This is a genomic window from Pseudonocardia sp. NPDC049154, from assembly GCF_040648315.1.
Taxonomy (GTDB): domain Bacteria; phylum Actinomycetota; class Actinomycetes; order Mycobacteriales; family Pseudonocardiaceae; genus Pseudonocardia.
Genome location: NZ_JBEZDN010000155.1, coordinates 1 through 17,394, shown reverse-complemented (window position 1 = coordinate 17,394; position 17,394 = coordinate 1). Strand labels below are relative to the sequence as shown.

At 74.6% G+C, this 17,394-nt stretch carries 17 protein-coding genes; 1 reads left to right on the top strand and 16 read right to left on the bottom strand.

The features are described from left to right. Nucleotides 1-135: 135 nt before the first annotated feature. The 7 genes from tpiA to uvrC form a co-directional block, all read right to left on the bottom strand. Nucleotides 136-921: a triose-phosphate isomerase gene (tpiA, locus tag AB0B41_RS38765; protein ID WP_358212013.1), complete on the bottom strand. Its 786-nt coding sequence runs from the start codon at nt 919-921 to the stop codon at nt 136-138. Beyond that, a complete protein-coding gene (locus AB0B41_RS38760) occupies nt 922-2,091 on the bottom strand; it encodes a phosphoglycerate kinase (RefSeq protein ID WP_358212012.1) in 1,170 nt (389 codons plus the stop codon). After that, nucleotides 2,088-3,101, bottom strand: coding sequence for a type I glyceraldehyde-3-phosphate dehydrogenase (gene gap / locus AB0B41_RS38755; protein ID WP_358212011.1), 1,014 nt, complete (start codon nt 3,099-3,101; stop codon nt 2,088-2,090). The genes AB0B41_RS38760 and gap overlap by 4 nt, the downstream gene beginning before the upstream one ends. A 107-nt stretch (nt 3,102-3,208) precedes the next feature. Beyond that, nucleotides 3,209-4,192 carry a DNA-binding protein WhiA gene (whiA, locus tag AB0B41_RS38750; RefSeq protein WP_037038704.1) on the bottom strand — a complete coding sequence of 328 codons (984 nt, stop codon included), beginning with the start codon at nt 4,190-4,192 and terminating at the stop codon, nt 3,209-3,211. Nucleotides 4,193-4,247: 55 nt separating this feature from the next. Further along, nucleotides 4,248-5,231 carry a uridine diphosphate-N-acetylglucosamine-binding protein YvcK gene (gene yvcK, locus AB0B41_RS38745; protein WP_358212018.1) on the bottom strand — a complete coding sequence of 328 codons (984 nt, stop codon included), beginning with the start codon at nt 5,229-5,231 and terminating at the stop codon, nt 4,248-4,250. Between the two features lie 65 nt (nt 5,232-5,296). Then, the gene (gene rapZ, locus AB0B41_RS38740) at nt 5,297-6,154 is read right to left on the bottom strand and encodes an RNase adapter RapZ (protein WP_037039238.1); all 858 of its coding nucleotides are present in this window, start codon (nt 6,152-6,154) and stop codon (nt 5,297-5,299) included. 161 nt (nt 6,155-6,315) lie between these two features. Next, nucleotides 6,316-8,418, bottom strand: a complete 2,103-nt coding sequence (gene uvrC / locus AB0B41_RS38735) for an excinuclease ABC subunit UvrC (RefSeq protein WP_358212010.1) — start codon at nt 8,416-8,418, stop codon at nt 6,316-6,318. 152 nt (nt 8,419-8,570) lie between these two features. On the opposite strand from uvrC, the gene AB0B41_RS38730 reads away from it, so the two are divergent. Next, a complete protein-coding gene (locus tag AB0B41_RS38730) occupies nt 8,571-9,362 on the top strand; it encodes a DUF2786 domain-containing protein (RefSeq protein WP_358212009.1) in 792 nt (263 codons plus the stop codon). A gap of 29 nt (nt 9,363-9,391) precedes the next feature. Here AB0B41_RS38730 and AB0B41_RS38725 read toward each other — a convergent pair whose 3' ends face one another. The 9 genes from AB0B41_RS38725 to AB0B41_RS38685 all read right to left on the bottom strand — a co-directional run bounded on the left by AB0B41_RS38725 (nt 9,392) and on the right by AB0B41_RS38685 (nt 17,305). Further along, nucleotides 9,392-10,123 (bottom strand): HAD family hydrolase, encoded by a 732-nt coding sequence (locus AB0B41_RS38725; protein ID WP_358212008.1) that lies wholly within the window; start codon nt 10,121-10,123, stop codon nt 9,392-9,394. A gap of 187 nt (nt 10,124-10,310) precedes the next feature. Further along, nucleotides 10,311-10,961, bottom strand: coding sequence for a pyridoxamine 5'-phosphate oxidase family protein (locus AB0B41_RS38720; RefSeq protein WP_358212007.1), 651 nt, complete (start codon nt 10,959-10,961; stop codon nt 10,311-10,313). An 85-nt stretch (nt 10,962-11,046) separates the two neighbouring features. Then, nucleotides 11,047-11,517, bottom strand: a complete 471-nt coding sequence (locus AB0B41_RS38715; protein WP_358212006.1) for a PH domain-containing protein — start codon at nt 11,515-11,517, stop codon at nt 11,047-11,049. Nucleotides 11,518-11,543: 26 nt separating this feature from the next. Further along, nucleotides 11,544-12,026 carry a 6,7-dimethyl-8-ribityllumazine synthase gene (gene ribH / locus AB0B41_RS38710; protein WP_358212005.1) on the bottom strand — a complete coding sequence of 161 codons (483 nt, stop codon included), beginning with the start codon at nt 12,024-12,026 and terminating at the stop codon, nt 11,544-11,546. A gap of 70 nt (nt 12,027-12,096) precedes the next feature. Further along, complete coding sequence (locus AB0B41_RS38705) at nt 12,097-13,416, bottom strand: bifunctional 3,4-dihydroxy-2-butanone-4-phosphate synthase/GTP cyclohydrolase II (protein ID WP_358212017.1); 1,320 nt, start codon at nt 13,414-13,416, stop codon at nt 12,097-12,099. Between the two features lie 5 nt (nt 13,417-13,421). Continuing rightward, entirely contained in the window at nt 13,422-14,078 is a 657-nt protein-coding gene (locus AB0B41_RS38700; RefSeq protein WP_358212004.1) for a riboflavin synthase, read from the bottom strand. A 31-nt stretch (nt 14,079-14,109) separates the two neighbouring features. Beyond that, nucleotides 14,110-15,099 carry a bifunctional diaminohydroxyphosphoribosylaminopyrimidine deaminase/5-amino-6-(5-phosphoribosylamino)uracil reductase RibD gene (gene ribD / locus AB0B41_RS38695; RefSeq protein ID WP_358212016.1) on the bottom strand — a complete coding sequence of 330 codons (990 nt, stop codon included), beginning with the start codon at nt 15,097-15,099 and terminating at the stop codon, nt 14,110-14,112. A 38-nt stretch (nt 15,100-15,137) separates the two neighbouring features. Beyond that, entirely contained in the window at nt 15,138-15,827 is a 690-nt protein-coding gene (gene rpe / locus AB0B41_RS38690) for a ribulose-phosphate 3-epimerase (protein WP_358212015.1), read from the bottom strand. Between the two features lie 104 nt (nt 15,828-15,931). Then, nucleotides 15,932-17,305 (bottom strand): transcription antitermination factor NusB, encoded by a 1,374-nt coding sequence (locus AB0B41_RS38685; RefSeq protein ID WP_358212014.1) that lies wholly within the window; start codon nt 17,303-17,305, stop codon nt 15,932-15,934. Between the last annotated feature and the right edge of the window lie 89 nt (nt 17,306-17,394).

Here is a 17,394-nt window from a genome sequence, read left to right as displayed (position 1 = left end):
AGGTGACAGCGGTACTCACGGATGCTCCTTCGACGACGAGGTGGTCGAGCGGGCGCGCGGCCTCGACATGAGAGAGAGAACGTTCTGTCTCGCTCACCCCATGTGAGCGAGAGCGCCGTTCGTGAAGGACAGCGGCTACGGCAGCGGGCCGCCCGCGGCGATCGCGCAGAGCTGCGCGAACTCGTCCGCGTCGAGCGAGGCCCCGCCGACGAGCGCGCCGTCGACGTCCGCCTCGGCCACGATCTCGCCGACGTTCTTCGCCTTCACCGAGCCGCCGTAGAGGATCCGCAGCGCGTCGGCGACCTGGTCGCCGTACTTCTCGCGGACCGCCTCGCGCAGCGCGTGGCAGACCTCCTGCGCGTCGGCCGGGCTCGCCACCTTGCCGGTGCCGATCGCCCACACCGGCTCGTACGCCACGACGACCTGGCCGATCTGCTCGGCCGTGACCTTCTCCAGGGCCGCGACGAGCTGCGCGGTGGTGTGCGCGACCTGCGCGCCGGACTCGCGGACGTCGAGCCCCTCGCCGACGCAGAGGATCGGCTGGAGGCCGTGCTTCAGCGCGGCGCGCACCTTGGCGTTGACGACGCCGTCGTCCTCGCCGTGGATCTCGCGCCGCTCCGAGTGCCCGACGACGACGTAGGTGCAGCCGAGCTTCGCGAGCATCGCGCCCGACACGTCCCCGGTGTAGGCCCCGGAGTCGTGCGGCGAGAGGTCCTGCGCGCCGTGGACGAGCTTGAGCTTGTCCCCGTCGATCAGGGTCTGCACGCTGCGGATGTCCGTGAACGGCGGGATCACCGCGACGTCGACGTGGTCGTAGTACTTCTCCGGCAGCGCGAAGGCGACCTTCTGCACCAGGCCGATGGCCTCGAGGTGGTTGAGGTTCATCTTCCAGTTGCCGGCGATGAGGACCTTGCGTGCCATCTACCGCTCCAGGACCGCGACGCCGGGCAGGGACTTGCCCTCGAGGAACTCGAGGGAGGCGCCGCCGCCCGTGGAGATGTGCGAGAAGCCGGCCTCGGGCAGGCCCAGCGCGCGCACGGCCGCGGCGGAGTCCCCGCCGCCGACCACGCTGAACGAGTCCGAGTCGACGATCGCCTGCGCCACCCCGCGGGTGCCCTCGGCGAACGGCGCCAGCTCGAACACGCCCATCGGCCCGTTCCAGAACACCGTCCTCGCCCCGGACAGCACCTCGGCGAACGCCCGGACCGACTCCGGCCCGATGTCCAGGCCCATCCAGCCGTCCTCGATCGCGTCGACCGGGACGGTCTTGGTCGCGGCGTCGGCGGCGAACCTGTCGGCGACCACCACGTCCGTCGGCAGGACGATCTTCCCGGACTCCAGGAGCTTGCGGGACGAGTCGATCTGGTCGGACTCGAGCAGCGACGAACCGACGCCGTAGCCCTGCGCGGCGAGGAAGGTGAAGCACATCCCGCCGCCGACCAGCAGCGAGTCGACCTTCGGCAGCAGCGCCTCGATCACGGCGAGCTTGTCCGAGACCTTCGACCCGCCGAGCACGACCGCGTACGGCCGCTCCGGCTCACCGGTGAGCGTCGTCAGCACCTCGACCTCGGACAGGACCAGCCCGCCCGCGTAGGCCGGGAGGTCCTGCGCCACGTCGTAGACCGAGGCCTGCTTGCGGTGCACCACGCCGAAACCGTCGCTCACGAACGCGTCCGCGCCGGTCACGTCGATCAGGTGGCGGGCGAACTCGGCCCGATCGTCGTCGTTCTTCGAGGTCTCGCGCGGGTCGAACCGGATGTTCTCGAGCAGCACCACGTCCCCGTCGTGCAGGTTCGGCAGCGGGCCCTCCAGCGGGACCAGCTTCACCGGCGCCCCGAGCAGCTCACCGAGCCGCGCGGCGACCGGGGCCAGCGAGAACTGCGTGTCCGACGGCGACTTCGGCCTGCCGAGGTGCGCGGTGACCACGACCCGGGCCATGGCCCCGGAGAGCTCGGAGATCGTGGGCACGGACGCCCGGATCCGCCCGTCGTCGGTGATGGTCTCGCCGTCGAGCGGGACGTTCAGGTCCGACCGCACCAGCACGGTGCGCCCGGCCACCCCCTCGTCGACGAGGTCGGAGACCGTCTTCACAGCTTCGACGCCACCAGCGCGGTGATGTCGGCCAGGCGGTTCGAGTAGCCCCACTCGTTGTCGTACCAGCCGACGACCTTGACCTGGTTGCCGATGACCTTGGTCAGGCCGGCGTCGAAGATCGTGGAGTGCGGGTCGGTCACGATGTCCGACGACACGATCGGGTCCTCGGTGTACTTGAGGATGCCCTGGAGCGGGCCCTCGGCGGCCGCCTTGAACGCCGCGTTGATCTCCTCCGCGCTGGCCTCCTTGCGGACCTCGACCGTGAGGTCGGTGGCCGAGCCCGTGGGGATCGGCACACGCAGGGCGTAACCGTCGAGCTTGCCCTTGAGGTGCGGCAGGACCAGCGAGATCGCCTTCGCGGCGCCGGTCGAGGTGGGCACGATGTTCAGCGCGGCGGCCCGGGCGCGGCGCAGGTCCTTGTGCGGGCCGTCCTGCAGGTTCTGGTCCTGCGTGTACGCGTGGATCGTGGTCATCAGACCCTTCTCGATCCCGAGCAGGTCGTCGAGCACCTTGGCCAGCGGCGCGAGGCAGTTGGTGGTGCACGACGCGTTCGAGACGATGGTCTGGCTGCCGTCGTACTGGTCGTCGTTGACGCCCTTGACGATCGTGATGTCCTCGCCGGTGGCCGGCGCGGAGATGACGACCTTCTTGGCGCCCGCGTCGAGGTGCTTGGACGCCGCCTCGCGCTTGGTGAACAGGCCGGTGGACTCGACCACGACGTCGACGCCGAGGTCCTTCCACGGCAGCTCGGCGGGGTCGCGGACCGCGAGGCCCTTGAAGCCCTTGCCGTCGACGACGATCTCCTCGTCCGTCGAGGAGACCTCGTACGGCAGCCTGCCGAGGATCGAGTCGTACTTCAGCAGGTGCGCCAGAGTCGCGTTGTCGGTGATGTCGTTCACCGCCACGATCTCGATGTCGCTCGTGCCGGCGGCGCGCTGGGCGTCCACCGCCCGCCAGAAGTTGCGGCCGATGCGGCCGAAGCCGTTCACGCCTACCCGGACCGTCACACGAACCTCCACTGGTGTCGTCTTGGGGATCGGGGCAACCCTAGCGGCATCCGCCGCCCTTCACAGGGGCCCCGCGGGCGTGACCTGCACGGCATCTCCGCAGGTGGTCACGCCTCTTCGAGCATCTCCGGGGTGACCGCGGACTCGGTGTCCGGGATCCCCAGGTCGGCGGCGCGCTTGTCCGCCATGTGCAGCAGCCTGCGGATCCGGCCCGCGACCGCGTCCTTCGTCATGGGCGGGTCGGCGAGCTGGCCGAGCTCCTCGAGCGACGCCTGGGTGTGCTCGGCCCGTAGCCGGCCGGCGGCCAGCAGGTGGTCCGGGACGTCCTCGCCGAGGATCTCCAGCGCGCGCCGGACCCGGGCCGCCGCGGCCACCGCGGCGCGGGCCGAGCGGCGCAGGTTGGCGTCGTCGAAGTTGGCGAGCCGGTTGGCGGTGGCGCGGACCTCGCGGCGCATCCGCCGCTCCTCCCACGCCATCACGGACTCGTGCGCGCCCATCCGGGTCAGCAGGGCGCCGATGGCGTCGCCGTCCCGGACGACGACCCGGTCCGCCCCGCGCACCTCGCGCGCCTTGGCCGTGACCCCGAGGCGGCGTGCCGAGCCGACCAGCGCCAGCGCGGCCTCCGGGCCGGGGCAGGTCACCTCGAGCGCGGAGCTGCGGCCCGGCTCGGTGAGCGACCCGTGCGCGAGGAAGGCGCCCCGCCAGGCCGCCTCGGCGTCGTCGAGGTCGCCGGAGACGACGGCGGGCGGGAGCCCGCGCACCGGCCGGCCGCGCTGGTCGAGCAGGCCCGTCTGGCGGGCCAGGCCCTCGCCGTCGCGCACCACGCGGATCACGTAGCGGTTGCCGCGGCGCAGGCCGCCCGCGGTGATGACGTGCGCCTCGCACTGGTGCCCGTACAGGTCGTGGATCTCCTTGCGGAGCCGGCGCGCGACGGAGCCGGTGTCGACCTCGGCCTCGATCACCACGCGGCCGCCCACGATGTGCAGGCCGCCGGCGAACCGGAGCAGCGAGGCGACCTCCGCGCGCCGGCACGAGGGCTTCGTCACGGTGAGCCTGCTGAGCTCGTCCTTCACCGCCGCGGTCATCGCCATGCCGTGCGCCTCCCCCTCCGGTCCGTCCGCACGCCGGTCGCGTACGCCTGCCCCCTCATGCCCGCCCCCCGGCCGGCATCGGTGCGGAGGCCGCCAGGACCTCCCGCAGCGCCGCCGCCAACGCCGCCGGCTCGTGCCGTGGCACGAGCGGGTCCTCCGCCGCGACCGGGGCGAGGTGCACCCGGCCGCCGGCTCCCATCATCGCCCGTGCCGCCCGGCGCAGCCGATGGGGTACCGCCACGGCCGCCGCGTCGGCCAGGACGGCGTCGACGCGCAGCTCCGGCGCGTGCGCCGCGAGCACCGCCAGGTGCTGCTCCGGCGAGAAGTCCGCGGTCTCCCCCGGCTCGGGCGCGAGGTTGAGCACCACGACCCGCCGGGCCGCCGTGTCGTGCAGGGCCTCGCGCAGCCCCGGGACCAGCAGGTGCGGCAGCACGCTGGTGAACCACGAGCCCGGCCCGAGCAGCACGAGGTCGGCGGCGCGCACGGCCTCGACCGCCTGCTCGCACGCCGGCGGCCGGTCCGGGTGCAGCCACACCCGTTCGACCCGCCCCGGGGTGGAGGCCACGGCGACCTGGCCGCGGATGCGGTGCACGCGGCCGGGCTCGGTCTCGTCCAGGCCGCTGACCTCGGCCTCCATGTCCAGCGGGACCCGGCTCATCGGCAGCACGCGGCCGCGGACGCCGAGCAGCCGGCAGACCTCGTCGAGCGCCTCCACCGGGTCGTCGAGGATCTCCATCAGCCCGGCGAGCATCAGGTTGCCGACGGCGTGCCCGGCCAGTGCGCCGGTGCCGCCGAAGCGGTGCTGGACGAGCTCGGCCCAGCGGCGGCCGCCGTCGTCCTCCGCGGCGAGCGCGGCGAGCGCCATCCGCAGGTCGCCCGGGGGCAGCAGGCCGCCCAGCTCGCGGCGGATCCGGCCGGAGGAGCCGCCGTCGTCCGCCACCGTGACCACGGCGGTGACGTCGGCGACCTCGGGCATGTGCCGCAGCGCGGACAGGGTCGCGGACAGGCCGTGCCCGCCGCCGAGCGCGACGGCCCGCAGGCCCGCCCGGGCGCTCCCGCCGTCCGCGCGTGGTCCGGGCACCCGTGCCGCCGTGCCGGGCCCGGTCACTCGCGGCCCAGGTCGCGGTGCGTCACGCTCACCGCGACCCCCTCCGCGCCGGCCAGCCGCCGGGCCAGCTCCTCGCTGATCGCCACGCTGCGGTGCTTGCCGCCGGTGCAGCCCACCGACACCGCCAGGTACCGCTTGCCCTCGCGCCGGTAGCCGGCACCGACCAGGGTGAGCAGCTCGACGTACCGGCGCAGGAACTCCTCGGCACCCTCCTGCGAGAGCACGTAGTCGCGGACGTCCGCGTCCCGCCCGGTGTGCTCGCGCAGCTCCGGGATCCAGTGCGGGTTCGGCAGGAACCGCATGTCCACCACCAGGTCGGAGTCCATCGGCAGGCCGTACTTGTAGCCGAAGGACAGGAAGTTCACGCGGGTCGGCTCCGGGGCGCCCGTCTCGAAGCCCTGCTCGATGCGGGACCGCAGCTGGTGCACCGACAGGGTGGAGGTGTCGACGAGCAGGTCGGCGTTCTCCCGCAGCGGGCGGAGCAGCTCGCGTTCGGCCGTGATGCCGTCGACCAGCCGGCCGTCGCCCTGCAGCGGGTGGCTGCGGCGGTTCTGCTCGAACCGGCGCACCAGCACGGCGTCCGACGCCTCGAGGAAGAGCAGCCGCGGCTTGTACCCGCGGGCGTCGAGGTCCCGGATCACCGAGCCGAGGTCCCGGGTGAAGGCCCGGCTGCGGACGTCCATCACGACCGCGATCCGGGTGACCTCGCCGCTGGAGCGCGCCCCCAGGTCGACCATGGTCTCGATCAGCTCGGGCGGCAGGTTGTCCACGACGAACCAGCCGAGGTCCTCGAGCACCTTCGCCGCGGTGCTGCGGCCCGCCCCGGACAGGCCGCTGACCAGCGCGACCTCGATGCCCGACGGGGCGTGCGGCGCGCCGCCCCCGGCGTCGCCGGCCCCGACCGCGGGGGCCGACGGCGCCCGCCGGGCCGCCGCGGCCGCCGCCGTGTCGCCGGGGCCGCCCCCCGGAGCCACCGTCGGTGCCGTGTCGGTGGTCGTCGGTTCGCCGTCCTCGTTCACCGGCCGGGCGCCCCCTCCGCGCTCGTTCCCGCTGCCTGCTGCTCGGCTGCGAGCTGTTCGTCCTGTCGGGCCCCCGGGTTACCGCCGCCGGAGCGGGCGTCGTCCGCCGGGTGGAGGGCGGCGACCACCGCCTCCGCCGTGCGGCGGCCGAAACCGGGCAGGCCGGCGATCTCGTCGACCTCCGCGGCGCGGATCTTCCGCATCGACCCGAAGTGCTTGAGCAGCGCCTGCCGCCGGGCCGGACCGAGGCCCGGGACCCCGTCGAGCTCGGACGCCACCATGCTCTTGGAACGACGCTGGCGGTGGTAGGTGATGGCGAAGCGGTGCGCCTCGTCCCGCGCGCGCTGCAGCAGGTACAGGGCCTCGCTGGTCCGGGACAGGATCACCGGGTCCGGGTCGCCGGGCAGCCAGACCTCCTCCAGGCGCTTCGCCAGCCCGCACACCGCCACGTCGTGGATGCCCAGGTCCGCCAGCACGTCCGCGGCCGCCTCGACCTGCGGCTGGCCGCCGTCGACCACCAGTAGGTTCGGGGCGTAGGCGAACTTCTTCGGCCGGCCGGTCTCGGGGTCGATGCCGGTGCGGACCCTCGGCATCGACTCGTCGACGGCCTCGGGCCCGGCAAGGGTGTCCTCGGGCCCGTCGGCCCCCTCGACCCCGCCTGCCTCGTCGCGGTTCTCCGCGAGGTAGCGGCGGAACCGCCGGCGCACCACCTCGGCGATCGACGCGACGTCGCCGCCCTGGGCGCCGTCGCGCACCTCGAACCGGCGGTAGTCGGACTTCTTCGCCAGCCCGTCCTCGAACACCACCAGCGACGCGACGACGTCGGTGCCCTGCACGTGGCTGACGTCGATGCACTCGATGCGCAGCGGCGCCTGGTCCAGGCCGAGGGCCTCCTGCAGCTCCTGCAGCGCGGCCGACCGGGCCGTGAGGTCCCCGGCGCGGCGCAGCTTGTGCTGGGTGAACGCCTCCTTGGCGTTGCGCTCGACGGTCTCGGCGAGCGCGCGCTTGTCGCCGCGCTGCGGCACCCGCAGGCTCACCCGGGACCCGCGCAGGCCGGTCAGCCACTGCTGCAGCGCCCCGGCGTCGACCGGCAGCTCGGGGACCAGGATCTCCTTCGGCACCGGCTGGGAGGCGTCGTCGGCGGACTCCGCCAGCGCCGCCTGCTCGCCGTAGAACTGGGTGACGAACCGTTCGACCAGCGCCGCGGTGTCCGGCGTCTCGTCCGTCTTGTCGATCACCCAGCCGCGCTGCCCGCGGACCCGGCCGCCGCGCACGTGGAAGACCTGGACGGCGGCCTCGAGCTCGTCCTGCGCGAACGCGACGACGTCCGCGTCCGTGCCGTCCCCGAGCACCACGGCCTGGCGTTCCATGGCGCGCTTGAGCGCGCCGATGTCGTCCCGCAGCCGGGCGGCCTTCTCGAACTCCAGCTCCTCGGACGCGGTCTGCATCCGGCGCTCCAGCTCGCGGACCATCCGGTCCGTGCGGCCGGACAGGAACTCGGCGAAGTCCTCGACGATCGCCCGGTGCTCGTCGGCGGTGACCCGCCCCACGCACGGCGCCGAGCACTTGTCGATGTAGCCGAGCAGGCAGGGGCGGCCGATCTGGCCGTGCCGCTTGAACACGCCGGCGCTGCAGGTCCGCGCGGGGAAGACACGCAGCAGCAGGTCGAGGGTCTCGCGGATCGCCCACGCGTGGGCGTACGGGCCGAAGTAGCGGACGCCCTTCCGCCGGGGGCCGCGGTAGACGTGCAGCCGGGGGTACTCCTCGTTCAGCGTGACCGCGAGCACCGGGTACGTCTTGTCGTCCCGGTAGCGGACGTTGAACCGCGGGTCGAACTCCTTGATCCAGTTGTACTCGAGCTGGAGGGCCTCGACCTCGGTGCCGACGACCGTCCACTGGACGTGGCCGGCGGTGGTCACCATCTGTCGGGTGCGCGGGTGCAGGCCGGCGATGTCGGCGAAGTAGCTGTTCAACCGCTGGCGCAGGCTCTTAGCCTTGCCGACGTAGATCACCCGGCCCTGCGGGTCGGAGAAGCGGTACACGCCCGGGGCCTCGGGGATCGTCCCCGGGGCCGGGCGGTAGGTGGCGGGGTCGGGCATGGCCTCCCCAGCGTAGAGCGGCCCCCCGACACACCGTGCCGCCCGGGCGGTGTCGGCGCCCGGCGGCCGGGGGTGTATCCAACCGGAACTGTCGGTGCGGTCGGGTAGACCGTTCCTCGACCCGAACGGCCGTTCGAAGGAAGGCTCCCCCGATGACCACCGGCACCCCGCTCTCCCCCGGCGTCTCCCCCGGTCGCGCCGATCGTGCCGACCGGCTGGACCGCGTCCGCAAGCTGCTGGCCAAGGCCGAACGGGCGGGCACGCCCGAGGAGGCCGAGACCTACAACGCCAAGGCCGTCGAGCTGATGGCCCGGCACGGGATCGACGAGGCGCTGCTCGCGGCGGACGACCCGCGGCGGGACGAGATCGGCATGGTCCGGATCGGGATGGAGGACCCGTACTCCGCGGGCAAGGCCCGGCTGCTGGGCTGGACCGCGGCGGCGCTGCGCTGCCGGTGGGTGATGCACGGGGCCGCCGGGGGCAAGGTCGCCGCGGTCACCGTGTTCGGGTTCGGGTCGGACCGCGAGCGGGTCGAGCTGCTGTACACCTCGCTGCTGCTGCAGGCCACGGGCCAGCTGGTGCGACTGAGACCGCCCTGGCCGGGCGAGTCGGTGGCGGCGTACCGGCGGTCCTGGCTGCAGGGCTTCGCGGCCCAGGTGCACCAGCGTCTCCTGGAGGCCGAGAAGCGGGCCGCGGCCGAGGCGACCGCCGCCGGCGGCGGGGAGCGGGCCGTGGGCACCGCGCTGGTCCTGGTCGACCGGGGCGCGCAGGTCGACCGGGCCTACGCCGAGGCGTTCCCGCAGCTGGCGCGGGCGCGGCGGCCGTCGCTCTCGGGCAGCGGGTTCGCCGAGGGGGCAGAGGCGGGCCGCCGGGCCGACCTGGGCGGGCGGCGGATCGACGGTCGCCGCCCGGGGCCGCGCGGATTGGCGGCGGGCCCGGGCTGACCGCCGGACCCGGGCCCGGGCCTTGCAGGTCAGCTGGGCAGGTCGAGCAGCGCCTCGACGGTCGTGACGAGCGAGGTGCCCGTCACGTGAGGCAGGTCGATCGAGGCGGGGGCGCCCTCGCCCTCGCGCAGCACCAGCGCGCCGACCAGGCCGGCCCGCATCGCCCCGTGCACGAGGTACCCGTGGGCGGACACGAAGGCGGTGGTCCCGGGGTCGACCCGGGCGGCCGCGCAGGCCAGCCGGTAGGCCTCCGGGTCCGGCGGCAGCACGCCCAGGTCGTCGCTGGCCACGGTCCCGCGCAGGTAGGTGCGCAGCCCGGTGGCGTCGAGCGCTCCGGAGGTGTGGTCGCCGCTGCCCTGCGCCACGGCCCAGACGGGGATGCGGGAGCGGGCGAGCACGGTCAGGGCGGGCTCGGCGTCGGCGAAGGCGGGCAGGGCGGTGAAGCCCTCCCTGATGTGGGCGAGCGCGTCGTCCGAGAGCTTGTGGCCCGTCGCGGAGCGCAGCGCGTCGGCCAGCACCCGGCCGAAGGCGGTCGGGGTGCCGGCCAGCGCGAAGCCCATGGCGTCGCGCAGCGCGTGGGCGAGGAACAGCTCGTACTCGTGCTCGGGCCGCCCCACGTCGACGAACCGGCGGCGCAGCGCGTCCGTCCGCAGGACCGTGTCGTAGACGTCGACGAGGACGGCCCGCGGGCGGCGCGGACGCCGCGGCGCCGCCGTTCCCACCCGTGGTCCCGCGGCATGCCCGCCGTGACCCATCGCCATCGCGTCCACCTCACCGTGCCGGGGCGTCGCGGCGGGGAGACCCGGCATTCCGTACACGTTCGATCACGCTCCGCAACGCGGGCAACATCCTCACCCGGCACGCGGCGCGCGCGGTACTCCGAGTGGCGGCCGGCGCCGAGCGGTCGTGATCTCGCGACGAGCAGCGGCAGGTCGGCAGCGAAGTGGATCAGTAGCGGTGGTGCTCCGCGTCGTGGGCGAGGGCGGCGTCGATGTCCTCGGCGGCCACGTCGAGGTTCTTCATCGCCTTGGCCATCTGGCCGACGCTCGGCACCGAGGCGGGGTCGGGCCACGACCCGGGCTCCCACAGCCCCGCCCGCAGGAAGGCCTTGGCGCAGTGCAGGAACAGCTCCTCGACCGTCACCACGACCGCCAGCACCGGGCGCACGCCCTGCACGGTGAGCCGGTCGAAGAAGGGCGCCTCGCGCACGAGCTGCGCCGTGCCGTTCACCCGCACCGTGTCCGACCGGCCCGGGATCACGAACAGCAGGCCGACATGGGGGTTGTCGAGGATGTTGCGGAAGGCGTCGAGCCGGCGGTTGCCGCGCCGGTCGGCGATCACCAGGGTGTGCTCGTCCAGCACCAGGACGCTGCCGGCGGGGTCGCCCCGGGGCGTCACGTCACAGGTGCCGTCGGGGCCCGAGGTCGCGAGGAGGACGAAGGGCGACGCCTCGATGAAGGTGCGGGCCGACTCGTCGATCCGCCCGATGTCCTTCTCCCACAGCGACCGGTGCGGTTCGGGGACCACCTCTCGCAGCTCGTCGAGGGTGGTGACGGTCTGCAGGTCCGGCGCCGCGGCCGGGGCGGGAGCGGTCTCCATGACAGGTAAGGTAACCCTCACTCCCGCCCTGGCGGGAGCCCGTCCCCCGGCCCGCGCTCAGCGGACGCTCGGTCCCGGCTGGGGCTCAGTCGCTGCGGTGCGCCGCGGCGTGCAGCGCCCGGATCGTGCGGATGGCGTCGACGGCGTGCAGGCGGTCGACGGCCTGGATCGCCAGGACCGGCAGGTACTCGTAGTCCGGCAGGTCCAGCCGGGCCCACGAGGCGCCGTCGGGGAAGGCGACCCGCTCCACCTGCGACCAGGGCAGATACCGCGGCAGGGCCACGTTGCGGACCTCGATGCCGTGCTCGTCCGCCCGCACCCGCGGCCGGGCGAACAGTGCCAGCCCCGCCGCGATGAACAGCCCGAGCAGCACCATGGCCACCTGGTCGGCGAGCCGGAAGAACACGCCGGTGGCGGTGTTGCGCAGGATGACCGCGATCACGACGAAGATCACCAGGACCGCCGCCGCGGAGACCCAGCCGAGCCACAGCGCCAGCCGCGGCCGGATCGTCACCGCGCCGGGCCCGCGCCCCGGGCGCGCCGGCTTCTCGCTCACGTCCGCCGACACCGGTGTCTCCGCGCTCACGAGAGCGCCCGCAGCTCGGCGAGCACGATCGCCGTCCGCAGCGCGGCCACGGTGGCCTCGGCGCCCTTGTCCTCGCTGCTGCCGGGCACGCCGCTGCGGTCCACGGCCTGCTCCAGGGTGTTGGTGGTGAGCACGCCGTTGCCGACCGGGGTGGACTCGTCGAGCGCCACCCGGGTGAGCCCGGCGGTCACCGAGTCGCACACGTACTCGAAGTGCGGTGTGCCGCCCCGCACCACCACACCCAGCGCCACCACGGCGTCGTGCGTGCGGGCCAGCTCCTGCGCCACGACCGGCAGCTCCACCGTCCCCGGCACCCGGACGACCGTGGGCACCGCCCCGGCCTTCTCCACCGTGGTCAGCGCCCGCTCCAGCAGCGCGTCGACCACTTCGGCGTGCCAGGTGGCCGCCACGACACCGACCCGCAGCCCCGCCGCGCCCGTCAGGTCGCCCGCGTCCGCGGGCCTGCCCTCACCGCTCACCGCACGTCTCCGGCACCACTCGAGTCCATGGGTCCAGTCTCCCAGGTCCGGCCCCCGCGGGGCGCCCGGGTCAGCCGCCCAGGCCGTCCGACAGACCGTCGGACAGGTTGCCCGGTCCGTCCGATTCGCCCAGGTTCGGGAGATCGTGCCCCATCCGGTCCCGCTTGGTGCGCAGGTACCGCAGGTTCTCCGGGTTGGGCCGGATCGGCATCGCGATCCGCTCGGTGATCCGCAGGCCGTAGCCCTCGAGGCCGGCCCGCTTCTCCGGGTTGTTCGTGAGCAGCCGCATCGACTTCACGCCGAGGTCGGAGAGGATCTGCGCGCCGATGCCGTAGTCCCGGGCGTCGGCGGGCAGGCCCATCGCGAGGTTGGCGTCGACGGTGTCGGCCCCGGCCTCCTGCAGCTGGTAGGCCTGCAGCTTGTGCAGCAGGCCGATGCCCCGGCCCTCGTGCCCGCGCATGTAGAGCACCACGCCGCGGCCCTCCTGGGCCACGGCCTCGAGCGCGGCGTCGAGCTGCGGGCCGCAGTCGCAGCGCAGCGAGCCCATGACGTCCCCGGTCAGGCACTCCGAGTGCACCCGGACCAGGACGTCCTCGCCGTCGCCCTCCTGGGTGCCCACGTCGCCCTTCACCATGGCGATGTGCTCGATCCCGTCGAGCAGGGAGTCATAGCCGAAGGCCACGAACTCGCCGTGCGCGGTGGGGATCCGGGCCTGGGCGACGCGCTGGATGTGCTTCTCGAAGCGGCGCCGGTAGGCGATGAGGTCGGCGATGGTGACCAGGGTGAGCTCGTGGTCGTCCGCGAAGACCTGCAGCTCGTCGCCGCGGGCCATCTCGCCCTCGTCCTTCTGCGACACGATCTCGCAGAGCGCGCCTGCGGGCGAGAGCCCGGCCATGCGGGTGAGGTCGACCGCGGCCTCGGTGTGCCCGGGGCGGCGCAGGACACCGCCCTCGCGGGCGCGCAGCGGCAGCACGTGCCCGGGCCGGACCAGGTCGTTCGGCTGCGTGGTCGGGTCGGCGAGCAGCCGGATCGTGTGGGCGCGGTCCGCCGCGGAGATGCCGGTGCTCACCCCCTCCTTCGCGTCGACGGTCACGGTGAAGGCGGTGCGGTACGCGTCGGCGTTGGTGTGGTGCATCGGCGGGAGGTCCAGCCGGTCGCACTCGGTGTCGGTGAGCGCCACGCACACGTAGCCGGAGGTGTAGCGGACCACGAAGGAGACCAGCTCGGGAGTGGCCTTCTCCGCGGCGAAGATCAGGTCGCCCTCGTTCTCGCGGTCCTCGTCGTCGACCACGACGACCGGCTTGCCCTCGGCGAGGTCGCGCAGGGCCCGCTCGATCCGCTCGAAGCCGCCCGTGAGGCCGGCTGCGGCGGCGGCCCCCTGGTGAGCGATCTCGGTCACTTGGCACCGTCCTGTCCGGTCGTGTCCTGGGGCTGCTGGTCGCGGGACCCGCCGAGGTAGCCCGCGGTGAGCCGCTCCACGTACTTGGCGACGACGTCGACCTCGAGGTTCACCGGGTCGCCGGGGGCGCGCAGGCCGAGCGTGGTGTCGGCGAGCGTGGTGGGGATGAGCGCGACCGAGAAGGTGTCGCCGTCCGTGCCGGCCACCGTCAGGGACACGCCGTCGACCGTGATCGAGCCCTTCTCGACCACGTACCGGGCGAGGTCGGGGGGCAGGCTGAACCGCACCTCGTCGCTGCGCTCGCCGGGGGTGCGCTCGAGGAGCGTGCCGACGCCGTCGACGTGGCCCTGCACGATGTGGCCGCCCAGCCGGGCGCCGGCCTGCAGCGCCCGCTCGAGGTTCACCTTGGCGCCGGGCGCGGCGCCGCCGAGCGAGGTCCGCTTCAGCGTCTCGGGCACCAGCTCGAGCCGGAACTCGTCGCCCTGCGCCCCGCCGGGGTCGGCGACGGTGAGGCAACAGCCGTTGACCGCGATCGAGTCGCCGTGCGCGGCGTCGTCGGACACGCGCGGTCCCCGCACGGTCAGCACGACGACCTCGCCGGACTGCCGGACGTCGACGATCTCACCGACCTCCTCCACGATCCCCGTGAACATGGCTCCGCCTCTCCTGCCCTTCCGCTCCGCTCTACCCCGTGGCGGGGCGCGCGTCCACCAGCACGTCGCGGCCCACGGTGCGCACCGCGTCCACCTGCAACCGCCGGATCCCGGCGATCGTTCCCACACCCGCGTCGGCCAGCGCCGCCGGGCCCGCCCCGAGGAGCGCGGGCGCCAGGTAGGCCAGCACCCGGTCCACCCGGTTGGCGGCGAGGAAGGCCCCCGCGAGTCGCGGGCCGCCCTCCAGCAGCACGTCGACGGCGCCACGGTCGGTGAGCGCCTTCAACACGTCGTCCGGCGAGTGTGTCCGCAGGTGTAGCACGTCCGGCGCGTCGAGCCGCGATCCCGGGCGAACGTCACTGTGGCCCACTACAACGCGGAGGGGCTGGCGCTCCCGGTCCGTGCCGTCCGGGTGGCGGGCGGTGAGGGCGGGGTCGTCCGCCAGCGCGGTGCCCGTGCCGACGACGATCGCGTCGACGTGGGAGCGGAACTCGTGGACCTCGGCGCGGGCCTCCGGACCCGTGATCCAGCGGCTGGTGCCGTCGGCGGCGGCACTGCGCCCGTCGAGCGTCGCGGCGAGCTTCCAGGTCACGTGCGGGCGCCCCGCGCGCACGGCGTGCAGCCACGCCCGCAGCGGTCCGGCCGCGACCTCGCCGGCGAGGGTGCCGACGGTGACCTCGACGCCGGCCCGCCGCAGCACCTCGGCCCCGCCGGCAGCCAGCGGGTTCGGGTCGGCGACGGCCACGTGCACCGCCGCGATCCCGGCCCCGAGCAGCGCCTCGGCACAGGGCGGGGTGCGCCCGTGGTGGGCGCACGGCTCCAGGGTGACGACGGCGGTGCCGCCGCGGGCCCGGTCCCCCGCCTCGCGGAGCGCCACGACCTCGGCGTGCGGTCCGCCGGCCGGGGCCGTGGCGCCGACCCCGACGACCTCGCCCGCCGCGTCGAGCACCACCGCACCCACCGGCGGGTTGGGGCTGGTCGCCCCGTGCACGGCCACCGACGCCTCCAGGGCACGCCGCATCGCCCGCTCGACCGGCGGGCTCGACCCGGCGGGAGCGGTCACCCCGACCACCGCGGATGAGCGGCCACCGCCTGCTCGCGCAGCGCGGCGACCGCCGCGCCGGGGTCGTCGGCGCCGTAGACGGCCGAGCCGGCGACGAAGCAGTCCACGCCGGCCTCGGCCGCGGCCTCGATGGTGGAGGCGGCGATGCCGCCGTCGATCTCCACGAGCAGGGTGAGGTGCCCGGTGTCGACGAGCCGGCGCGCGGACCGGACCTTGTCCAGCACCTCGGGCATGAACGACTGGCCGCCGAAGCCCGGCTCGACGCTCATTACCAGCAGGGTGTCGTAGTGCTTCAGGACCTCGACGTACGGATCGAGCGGGGTGCCCGGCTTGATCGACAGCCCGGCCTTCGCCCCCGCCGCACGGAGGTTCTTGGCCAGCATCACCGGGTCGGCCGCGGCCTCGACGTGCACCGTGACGTTGTGCGCGCCGGCCTCGGCGTAGCCCGGCGCCCAGCGGTCCGGGTCCTCGATCATGAGGTGGCAGTCGAGCGGGATGTCGGTCGCCTTCAGCAGCGACTCCACCACCGGCAGGCCGAGCGTGAGGTTCGGGACGAAGTGGGCGTCCATCACGTCGACGTGCAGCCAGTCGGCGCCCCGTCCCTCGCCGGCGGCTGCGTCGGAGACCCTCGCGGCCTCGTCGGCGAGGTGGGCGAAGTCGGCGGACAGGATGCTCGGGGCGATCAGGGGACGCACCACCGCAGGGTATCGCCCGGCCGCCGCCCCTCCGCCCCCGCGCACCCCTCGCCCGGCCGGGAGAGGCAGGCCACACGGGGGCCGGAGCCGGGCGGTCAGGCCGTCCGGCGGAGCAGCGTGAGGAACATGGCGTCCGTGCCGTGCCGGTGCGGCCAGAGCTGCACGTGCGGGCCCGGGCCGAGCTCCGGGACGCCCGGCAGGTACTCCCGGGCGTCGAGCCGCTCGACCGTCACCCCGAGGTCCTTGCGGCGGACGATCCCGCCGACCACGCCGACGGTCTCCGACAGGTGCGGCGAGCAGGTGACGTACCCCACGACCCCGCCCACCCGGACGTGGCGCAGGGCCGCCAGCAGCAGCTCGCGTTGCAGCTTGGCCAGCGCGGAGACGTCCTCCGGCTTGCGCCGCCAGCGCGCCTCCGGCCGCCGGCGCAGCGCCCCGAGCCCGGTGCAGGGCGCGTCGACGAGCACCCGGTCGAAGGCGCCGTCGGGCAGCGGGGCCTCCCGGCCGTCCGCGTGGTGCACCGTGACCGGCAGGCCGTCGGTGGACTTGCGCACCAGGTCGACGCGGTGCTCGGTCTGCTCGACGGCGTCGAGCGTGCCGCCGTCGAGACCCACGAGCGCGCCGAGCAGCACGGCCTTGCCGCCCGGGCCGGCGCAGAGGTCGAGCCAGCGGCCGGTGTCCTCGCCCACCAGCTCCGCGCGGGACAGGGCCAGCGCGACGAGCTGGCTGCCCTCGTCCTGCACCGTCGCCACGCCCTCGCGGATCGCATCGAGCTCGCCGACCTCGCCGCTGCCGGGCTCGAGGTGCACCCCGTACGGCGAGTACGGCGCCTCGGTGCCGCCCGTGACCAGCGCGAGCTCCTCGGCCGTGATCTCGCCGGGCCGGGCCAGCAGGTGCACGGCCGGGCGGGCGTCGTCCGCGGCCAGCGCGGCGGGCAGCTCCTCGTGGGAGCCGAGCGCGTCGGCGAAGGCCTGGCCGATCCACTTCGGGTGGGCGTGCACGAAGGAGGCATGCCCGACGGGATCCTCCTTCTCGTCGGGTGCGAGCTCGGCGAGCCACTCGTCGGCCCCCTTCGCCGCGGCGGTCTCGGCGACCTTGCGCAGGATCGCGTTGACGAAGCCGGACGAGCGGGAGCCCGCGAGGCCGCGCACGATGTCGACCGAGGTCGCGACGGCCGCATGCTCGGGCACGCGCATCCGCAGCAGCTGGTAGGTGCCGAGCCGCATGGCGTCGACCAGCGGGCCCTCGATGCGGTGCAGCGGCCGGTCCGCGCACGCCTCGATCACGGCGTCGAGCTGACCGGCTGCGCGCAGCGTGCCGTAGCCGAGCTCGGTGGCGAGGGCCGCGTCGCGGTCCTTCAGCCGGTACCGGCGCAGGATCGACGGCAGCACCAGGTTGGCGTAGGCGTCCCGCTCGCGCACCGCGGTGAGCAGCTCGAACGCGGCCTGCCGCGCCGGGTCGCCAGTCACACCAGTCTCGGGACCGATCTCGCGGCCGTCGCACGGGGCTTCGGGATCGCCGACTCCGTCCGGATCTCCGACCAGGACGGCGCGGCCGC